Source organism: Vicingus serpentipes (assembly GCF_007993035.1).
GTDB lineage: Bacteria > Bacteroidota > Bacteroidia > Flavobacteriales_E > Vicingaceae > Vicingus > Vicingus serpentipes.
The window spans coordinates 864,028-872,592 of sequence record NZ_VOOS01000001.1 but is presented as its reverse complement, the minus strand read 5'-3'; the positions used below and the strand labels follow the sequence as shown (position 1 = coordinate 872,592).

Below are 8,565 nucleotides of genomic sequence, written 5' to 3'. Positions count from 1 at the left end.
ATCAACAGGAAGTGGAACGATAACATGGTATGATACAGATGGAATAACAGTGATAGGAACAGGAAGTCCATTTGATGCTACTTCGTATGTTTCAGCAACAGGAACTTATACGTTCTATGTAAATGAAGAGAATGGAAGTAATTGTGATGGAACATTAACTTCAGTGGTTGTTGTAGTAGGAGGAGTTACAGCATCAATAGGAGCTAATCCAAGCACAGGATTTGTACCATTAGATGTAGTGTTTACAAATGGAAGTACAACAGGGGCAGGTATAACTTATACGTGGGACTTTGGAGATGGAACAGGAGATAATGCTTTTGAACCATCACATACTTACACGGATATCAATAGTTTTGTAGCCACATTAACAGTAACAGATGCTGCAAATTGTTCGGCGTTAGCAACAGTAACGATAGAAGTAATGGGTGAGTCATCTATATTAATACCAAATGTGTTTACTCCAAACAATGATGGAAGTAACGATGTGTTTACAGTTTCAGGTACAAATCTTGAAGAAGTAAAAGGGGAGATATTTAATAGATGGGGACAAAAGATGTTTGAGTGGGATAATGTGAAGGGGTATTGGGATGGAAGAACATTAAGTGGTTCAGAAGCACCAGATGGGACATACTTCTACATCATAAATGCAAAAGGCTTAGATGGAGAAGAATATTTCAAAAAAGGTGGCTTTAGTTTAATAAGATAAAACCTAAAAAACATCACTAAAAAGGGAGCGATAGCCATCGCTCCCTTTTTGATGGTTAATAAAATTGTGAATAAATCTTGTGTAAGGGTAAAAAAAAGTAATAAAAAAAAACCCGAAGGGTTGTATATATAAAATATTAATGTAAATTTGCACTCCCTTTTTTAGGGGTGAATATGTTTTTTAATTAAGTAAACTATGCCAACAATACAGCAATTAGTAAGAAAAGGAAGAACTAAATTAGTAAAGACAAGCAAGTCTGCTGCTTTAGATTCTTGTCCACAGAGAAGAGGGGTTTGTATAAGAGTTTATACAACTACACCAAAAAAACCTAACTCAGCAATGAGAAAAGTAGCTAGGGTAAGATTAACTAATGGAAATGAAGTGAATGCTTATATTCCAGGAGAAGGTCATAACTTACAAGAGCACTCGATCGTATTAGTGAGAGGTGGTAGAGTAAAAGATTTACCAGGTGTTAAATACCATGTAGTTAGAGGAGCTTTAGATACTGCTGGTGTTGATGGTAGAACACAAAGAAGATCTAAGTACGGAACTAAACGTCCAAAACAAAAATAATTCCTAAATAAGGACTAGTATTATGAGAAAATCAAGAGCTAAAAAAAGAGTATTACTTCCGGATCCGAAGTTTAATAATAAAAAAATCACTCAATTTGTAAATAATTTAATGCTTGACGGAAAGAAGAGTGTTGCTTTTACAGTTTTTTATGACGCGCTAGATATAGTTGATCAAAAAATTGAAGAAGAAAATTGTGTTGATGTATGGCAAAAAGCTGTAGATAATATTACGCCGGGTGTTGAAGTGAGAAGTAGAAGAATTGGAGGGGCAACGTTCCAAATTCCACAGCCAATTCGTGATGATAGAAAAGTGTCGATGGCAGTTAAATGGATGATTGCTTACGCTAGAAAAAGAAATGAGAAAACTATGGCTCAAAGATTGGCTGGTGAGATCATGGCTGCTTATAAAGAAGAAGGTGCTTCATTCAAGAAGAAAGAAGATACACATAGAATGGCTGAAGCAAATAAAGCTTTCTCTCATTTTAGATTTTAATTAGATTACTTTTAATATTCCCATATAATGGCAAGAAGAGATTTAAAATTTACAAGAAACATAGGAATTGCTGCTCATATTGATGCTGGTAAAACAACAACAACTGAGCGTATTTTATATTATGGTGGAGTTAGTCATAAAATTGGCGAGGTGCATGATGGTGCTGCGACAATGGACTGGATGGAGCAAGAGCAAGAAAGAGGTATTACAATTACTTCTGCTGCAACTACTTTAACATGGCCTTACCGTGGTCAAGATTATCACGTAAACATTATTGATACTCCGGGTCACGTTGATTTTACTGTAGAAGTAAATAGATCATTGAGAGTGTTGGATGGTTTAGTGTTCTTGTTTAGTGCTGTTGATGGTGTTGAGCCTCAATCGGAAACTAACTGGAGATTAGCTAATAATTATAATGTTCCTAGAATAGGTTTTGTAAATAAAATGGATAGACAAGGAGCTGACTTCTTAAACGTGTGTAAGCAAGTTAAAGAGATGTTAGGTAGCCATGCTTTGCCATTGCAGTTAAATATTGGTGCAGAAGATGATTTTAAAGGAGTTGTAGATTTAATTAACTTTAGAGGAATCACTTGGAATGAAGAAGATCAAGGGATGACTTTTCAAGAAATTGAAATTCCAGCAGATATTATTGATGAAGCAAGAGAATTAAGAGGACAACTTCTTGAAGCTGTTGCTGAATTTGACGAGTCTTTAATGGAAAAGTATTTTGAAGATGAAAACTCATTAACAGAAAGAGAGATATTAGATGCATTAAGAGAAGCTACTATTAGTGGTAAAGTTGTACCAATGATGTGTGGATCTGCGTTTAAAAATAAAGGGGTTCAAGCTATGCTTGATATGGTAATGGAGATTTTACCTTCTCCTCTAGATGTTGAAGCTATTGATGGTACAAATCCAAAAACTGAAGAGCCAGCATCTCGTAAGCCATCATTTGATGAGCCTTTTGCCGCTTTAGCTTTTAAAATTGCAACAGATCCTTTTGTAGGTCGTTTATGTTTTACAAGAGCATATTCAGGTAATTTACCTGCAGGTTCTTATGTTTTAAATACTCGTTCAGGGAATAAAGAGCGTATTTCTAGAATTTTCCAAATGCATGCTAATAAGCAAAATCAAATTGATGAATTATCATGTGGAGATATCGCAGCTTTAGTCGGATTTAAAGATATTAAAACTGGTGATACATTATGTGATGAAAAACATCCTATCGTATTAGAATCTATGGATTTCCCAGATCCAGTTATTGGTATTGCAATTGAGCCTAAAACTCAATCAGATGTTGATAAGATGGGTATGGCTTTAGCTAAATTAACTGAAGAAGATCCAACGTTAACGATCTATACTGATGAAGATTCAGGTCAAACTGTTTTGAGTGGTATGGGTGAGTTACACTTAGATATTATTATCGATAGATTAAAAAGAGAATTCAAAGTTGAAATTAACCAAGGAGAACCACAAGTAAATTATAAAGAAGCAATTACTGGTTCGGTTACACATAGAGAGGTTTATAAGAAACAATCCGGTGGGCGTGGTAAATTTGCTGATATTCAAGTTACAATTGAAGCTGTTGAAGATACAACTAAAGAAGGCTTAGAATTTGTTAACGAAATAAAAGGTGGTAATATTCCTAGAGAATTCGTTCCTTCAGTTGAGAAAGGATTCAAAGAAGCAATGAAAAATGGTCCATTAGCTGGATTCTCTATTGATAGTTTAAAAGTAACTTTATTTGATGGGTCTTTCCATGCTGTCGATTCAGATCAATTATCATTTGAATTAGCTGCTAAAATGGCTTTCAGAAATGCATTGCCACAAGCTAATCCAGTAATACTTGAACCAATAATGAAGATTGAGGTTGTTACTCCAGAAGAAAACATGGGTGACATAGTAGGAGATTTAAATAGAAGAAGAGGGCAAGTAGAAGGTATGGATGATAAACACGGATCTAAAGTTGTTAAAGCTAAAGTTCCTTTATCTGAAATGTTTGGATATGTTACTTCTTTAAGAACAATGTCTTCAGGTAGAGCAACATCATCTATGGAATTTTCTCACTATGCAGAATGTCCAAAAAATATTGCTGATGCAGTAATTTCAAAAGCTAAAGGAAAAGTAGAAGCTTAATATATATATAAGAATGAGCCAAAAAATTAGAATAAAACTAAAATCTTACGATTTCAATTTAGTTGATAGATCAGCTGAAAAAATTGTAAAAACTGTTAAAAGTACAGGTGCTGTAGTAAGTGGTCCAATACCATTGCCAACTCACAAAAGAATTTTCACAGTATTAAGATCTCCACACGTAAACAAAAAATCAAGAGAGCAATTTCAATTATCTGCTTATAAAAGATTAATTGATATTTACAGTTCAACATCAAAAACTGTAGATGCTTTAATGAAATTAGAGTTGCCAAGTGGTGTAGATGTAGAAATTAAAGTATAATAATTAAACTAGAATAAAATGCCAGGATTGATTGGGAAAAAAATAGGTATGACTAGTGTTTTTAGTGCCGATGGTAAAAATATACCATGCACAGTTATAGAAGCTGGTCCTTGTGTTGTAACACAAGTCAAAAAGGTTGATACCGATGGTTATGAAGCTGTTCAGTTAGGATTTGGAGAAAAAAGAGAAAATATTACTCCAAAACCATTACAAGGACATTTCAAAAAAGCTGGAACTACAGCAAAAAGAAAATTAGTTGAATTTCAAGGTTTCGAAGATAAAAATCTTGGAGATGTTATTGGAGTTGATATTTTTGAAGAAGGGGAATGGATTGATGTTGTTGGAACTTCAAAAGGTAAAGGTTTCCAAGGTGTTGTAAAACGTCATGGATTTAGAGGTGTAGGTGATGCAACTCACGGTCAACATAATAGACTTAGAGCTCCTGGATCTTTAGGTGCTGGTTCTACTCCTTCTAAAGTTATGAAAGGAATGAAAATGGCTGGTAGAATGGGTAACGATAGAGTTAAGATGGAAAACCTACAAGTGATAAAAGTTTATACAGATAAGAACTTAATCGTAGTTAAAGGATCTGTTCCTGGTGCTAAAGGTTCGTATGTTTTAATCGAGAAATAATCAGGAGGAGATATTATGGAATTAGTTGTAAAAAATATAAACGGAAAAGATACTAAATCAAAGGCATCTTTATCTGACGCTATCTTTGCTATAGAACCAAATGATCATGCGATTTACTTAGATGTTAAACAATATTTAGCAAATCAAAGACAAGGTACTCATAAAGCTAAAGAAAGAGGCGAGATTGCAGGAAGTACAAGAAAGATTAAAAAACAAAAAGGTACTGGAGGAGCAAGAGCTGGTAGTATTAAGTCAGGTACTCGAGTAGGTGGTGGTAGAATTTTTGGACCAAAACCTAGAGATTATGAGTTTAAATTAAATATTAAACAAAAAAGATTAGCTCGTAAATCTGCTTTAACTTATAAGGCTAAAGATGGTGCTATCATTGTCTTAGAAGACTTTACTTTTGACTCGCCGCAGACTAAAAAATTCACGGAATTATTAGGTAATTTAGAAGTTTTGAATAAAAAATCACTTTTAGTGCTTTCTGAACCAAATAAAAATGTATATTTGTCGTCCCGAAATTTGAAGGGTACGAAAGTAGTAACGGCTTCGGAAATAAATACTTACGATTTAATGAATGCAACAAGTATTATTTTAGCTGAAAGCTCTGTGAAAACGATAGAAACGATTTTAAGTAAATAAAATGAGTATAATAATAAAACCTGTTGTAACCGAAAAAATGACGGCTCAAACTGAAAAGTTAAACCGTTATGGTTTTGTGGTTGACCATAAAGCTAACAAGGTTCAAATTAAAAAAGCTGTAGAAGGAATGTATAGTGTGACTGTTGAGTCAGTTAATACTATGGTTTATGCAGGAAAATCTAAATCAAGATTCACTAAAGCAGGATTAATTTCTGGAAGAACTAATAGGTTCAAGAAAGCGATTATAACTGTTGCAGAAGGAGATGTGATAGATTTCTACAGCAATATTTAAATTTTTTATTAACCTATACGGGGGCTCCAACCCTCTTAAGATATAAACAAAAATGGCAGTAAGAAAATTAAGACCCATTACCCCTGGGCAAAGACATAAAATTGTTAATACTTTTGATGAAGTATCTTCAGCTAAACCTGAGAAAAGTTTAGTTGCTGGAAAATCTAAATCAGGAGGTAGAAACAATACTGGAAAAATGACCATGCGTTATATTGGTGGTGGTCATAAGAAAAAGTACAGAGATATAGATTTCAAAAGAGACAAGGAAGGAATCCCTGGAATTGTTAAATCAATTGAATACGATCCAAATAGAACCGCAAGAATTGCATTAGTTTTTTATAAAGATGGAGAAAAAAGATATATTCTTGCTCCAAATGGTTTAGTTGTTGGTCAAGAAATTATGGCTGGCAAAGGAGCTAATCCTGATGTTGGAAACTCTTTATATTTAAGTGAAATTCCTTTAGGTACTGTAATTCATAATGTTGAATTAAAACCAAATCAAGGTGCTAAAATGGCACGTAGTGCTGGTGCTTATGCTCAATTAACAGCAAAAGATGGTGCATATGTAGTTGTTAAATTACCTTCTGGAGAAACTAGATTGATTTTATCAACATGTAAAGCAACTATTGGAGCTGTTTCTAATTCTGAACATATGTTAGAAAGATCAGGTAAAGCTGGTCGTAGTAGATGGTTAGGAAGAAGACCAAGAGTTAGAGGAGTTGTTATGAATCCTGTCGATCACCCAATGGGTGGAGGTGAAGGAAGAAATTCTGGACAACATCCAAGATCTAGAAAAGGTCTTCCAGCTAAAGGTTACAAAACTCGTGCTAAAAAGAAAAGTTCAAGTAAATATATTATTGAAGGTAGAAAGAAATAATAAGATATGAGTCGTTCATTAAAAAAACCACCGTTTATACATTATAAATTACAGATGAGAGTTGACGAAGCTCAACAGTCAGGAAAAAAATCTGTAATTAAAACTTGGTCAAGAGCATCTATGATAACACCTGATTTTGTTGGGTTAACAATAGCTGTTCACAACGGAAATAAATTTATTCCTGTTTATGTTACTGAAAATATGGTAGGTCATAAATTAGGTGAGTTTTCACCAACTAGAACTTTTAGAGGTCACGGTGGAAATAAAAAAGATAAAGGTAGAAGATAAAAAGATATACTATGGGTGCTAGAAAAAGAAATAAAGCAGAACAGTTAAAAGAAGCAAAAAAGACAAATAGTTTTGCTAAACTTAATGACTGTCCAACTTCTCCAAGAAAGATGAGAAAAGTTGCTGACATGGTTAGAGGTCAAGAGGTATTTAAAGCTTTAGCGATTTTGAAGTTTAGTCCTCAAGATGCAGCTAGAAGATTAGAGAAATTATTAAGATCTGCTATTGCTAACTGGGAAGCTAAAAATGAAGGCTCAAGACCTGAAGATAATAACTTAGTAGTTAAAGAAATAATGGTTGATAGTGCAAGAATGTTGAAAAGAATTCAACCTGCACCTCAAGGTAGAGCTCATAGAGTTAGAAAAAGATCAAATCACGTTACGTTAATAGTTGACAGTAAAAAAGTAGAAGCATAATGGGACAAAAAGTAAATCCAATAGCAAATAGATTAGGAATCATTAGAGGATGGGATTCAAACTGGTTCGGTGGTAATAAATATGCCGACAAAATTGTTGAAGACTATAAGATTAGAGAATATTTAATGGCTCGTTTGCAAAAAGCAAGTGTTTCTAAAATTATTATCGAAAGAACTCTAAAAGTTATTACTGTTACTGTAAACTCTTCTAGACCTGGTATTATTATCGGTAAAGGTGGTAAAGATGTTGACATGTTGCGTGAAGAGTTAAAGAAGATTACTAAAAAAGATGTTCAAATTAACATCTTCGAAATAAAAAGACCTGAATTAGATGCTAAATTAGTTGCTGATAGTGTAGCTAAGCAAATTGAAGGTAGAGTTTCTTTTAGAAGAGCTGCTAAGATGGCTGTTGCATCATCGATGAGAATGGGTGCTGAAGGTATTAAGGTTCAAGTTTCTGGAAGATTAGGCGGTGCTGAGATGGCTAGAACAGAAGGTTATAAAGATGGTAGAATTCCATTGCATACTTTTAGAGCTGATATTGATTATGCTTTAACTGAAGCACATACAACATATGGTCGTATTGGAGTTAAAGTATGGATATGTAAAGGTGAGGTTTACGGTAAAAGAGATTTATCTCCAAACGTAGGTCAAGGAAAACCTAAATCAGGAGGAGCTGCTGGAAATGACAAGAAGTTTAGAGGTGGAGCTAAAAGAAGAAACAATAAATAGTAGAATAGCAAGATAAAATTAATATACGATGTTACAACCTAAAAGAACGAAGTTTAGAAAAATGCAGAAAGGGCGTATGAAAGGTAACGCTCAAAGAGGAAATCAAATTGCATTTGGATCGTTTGCGATAAAAACATTAGAAGAGTGTTGGCTAACCGCTCGTCAAATTGAAGCAGCAAGGATTGCTGTAACAAGATACATGAAAAGAGAAGGTCAAATTTGGATTAGAGTATTTCCAGATAAGCCTGTAACAAAAAAGCCAGCAGAGGTAAGGATGGGTAAAGGTAAAGGTAATCCTGAGTTATGGGTTGCTCCTATCAGACCTGGAAAAATTATTTTTGAAGCAGAAGGTGTACCATTAGAAGTTGCAAAAGAAGCTTTAAGATTAGCAGCTCAAAAATTACCAGTTAAAACAAAATTTGTTATCAGAAGAGACTACGTAGAATAAATAATACA

At 33.9% G+C, this 8,565-nt stretch carries 13 protein-coding genes; all 13 read left to right on the top strand.

All coding sequences use genetic code 11. The features are described from left to right. Positions 1 to 706, top strand: a 706-nt coding sequence (locus FRY74_RS03975) for a T9SS type B sorting domain-containing protein (RefSeq protein ID WP_147098815.1), incomplete at its 5' end; no start/stop codon positions are given. Positions 707 to 901: 195 nt separating this feature from the next. After that, the gene (gene rpsL / locus FRY74_RS03970) at positions 902 to 1,279 is read left to right on the top strand and encodes a 30S ribosomal protein S12 (protein ID WP_147098813.1); all 378 of its coding nucleotides are present in this window, start codon (positions 902 to 904) and stop codon (positions 1,277 to 1,279) included. 22 nt (positions 1,280 to 1,301) lie between these two features. After that, positions 1,302 to 1,772: a 30S ribosomal protein S7 gene (gene rpsG / locus FRY74_RS03965; protein ID WP_147098811.1), complete on the top strand. Its 471-nt coding sequence runs from the start codon at positions 1,302 to 1,304 to the stop codon at positions 1,770 to 1,772. Positions 1,773 to 1,799: 27 nt separating this feature from the next. Continuing rightward, positions 1,800 to 3,908, top strand: coding sequence for an elongation factor G (fusA, locus tag FRY74_RS03960; RefSeq protein WP_147098809.1), 2,109 nt, complete (start codon positions 1,800 to 1,802; stop codon positions 3,906 to 3,908). A gap of 13 nt (positions 3,909 to 3,921) precedes the next feature. Further along, positions 3,922 to 4,227 (top strand): 30S ribosomal protein S10, encoded by a 306-nt coding sequence (gene rpsJ / locus FRY74_RS03955; protein ID WP_147098807.1) that lies wholly within the window; start codon positions 3,922 to 3,924, stop codon positions 4,225 to 4,227. Positions 4,228 to 4,245: 18 nt separating this feature from the next. Continuing rightward, positions 4,246 to 4,860 carry a 50S ribosomal protein L3 gene (gene rplC / locus FRY74_RS03950; RefSeq protein WP_147098805.1) on the top strand — a complete coding sequence of 205 codons (615 nt, stop codon included), beginning with the start codon at positions 4,246 to 4,248 and terminating at the stop codon, positions 4,858 to 4,860. Positions 4,861 to 4,875: 15 nt separating this feature from the next. Further along, entirely contained in the window at positions 4,876 to 5,505 is a 630-nt protein-coding gene (gene rplD / locus FRY74_RS03945; RefSeq protein ID WP_147098803.1) for a 50S ribosomal protein L4, read from the top strand. Between the two features lies 1 nt (position 5,506). After that, positions 5,507 to 5,797, top strand: a complete 291-nt coding sequence (gene rplW, locus FRY74_RS03940; RefSeq protein WP_147098801.1) for a 50S ribosomal protein L23 — start codon at positions 5,507 to 5,509, stop codon at positions 5,795 to 5,797. Between the two features lie 52 nt (positions 5,798 to 5,849). After that, positions 5,850 to 6,674, top strand: coding sequence for a 50S ribosomal protein L2 (rplB, locus tag FRY74_RS03935; RefSeq protein WP_147098799.1), 825 nt, complete (start codon positions 5,850 to 5,852; stop codon positions 6,672 to 6,674). Positions 6,675 to 6,680: 6 nt separating this feature from the next. After that, positions 6,681 to 6,962 (top strand): 30S ribosomal protein S19, encoded by a 282-nt coding sequence (gene rpsS, locus FRY74_RS03930; RefSeq protein WP_147098796.1) that lies wholly within the window; start codon positions 6,681 to 6,683, stop codon positions 6,960 to 6,962. 11 nt (positions 6,963 to 6,973) lie between these two features. Beyond that, on the top strand, positions 6,974 to 7,378 hold the full coding sequence (gene rplV, locus FRY74_RS03925; RefSeq protein WP_147098794.1) for a 50S ribosomal protein L22: 405 nt from the start codon (positions 6,974 to 6,976) through the stop codon (positions 7,376 to 7,378). After that, positions 7,378 to 8,109: a 30S ribosomal protein S3 gene (gene rpsC, locus FRY74_RS03920; protein ID WP_147098792.1), complete on the top strand. Its 732-nt coding sequence runs from the start codon at positions 7,378 to 7,380 to the stop codon at positions 8,107 to 8,109. The genes rplV and rpsC overlap by 1 nt, the downstream gene beginning before the upstream one ends. Positions 8,110 to 8,137: 28 nt before the next feature. Further along, positions 8,138 to 8,557, top strand: coding sequence for a 50S ribosomal protein L16 (gene rplP / locus FRY74_RS03915; RefSeq protein WP_147098790.1), 420 nt, complete (start codon positions 8,138 to 8,140; stop codon positions 8,555 to 8,557). The last annotated feature ends 8 nt before the right edge of the window (positions 8,558 to 8,565 follow it).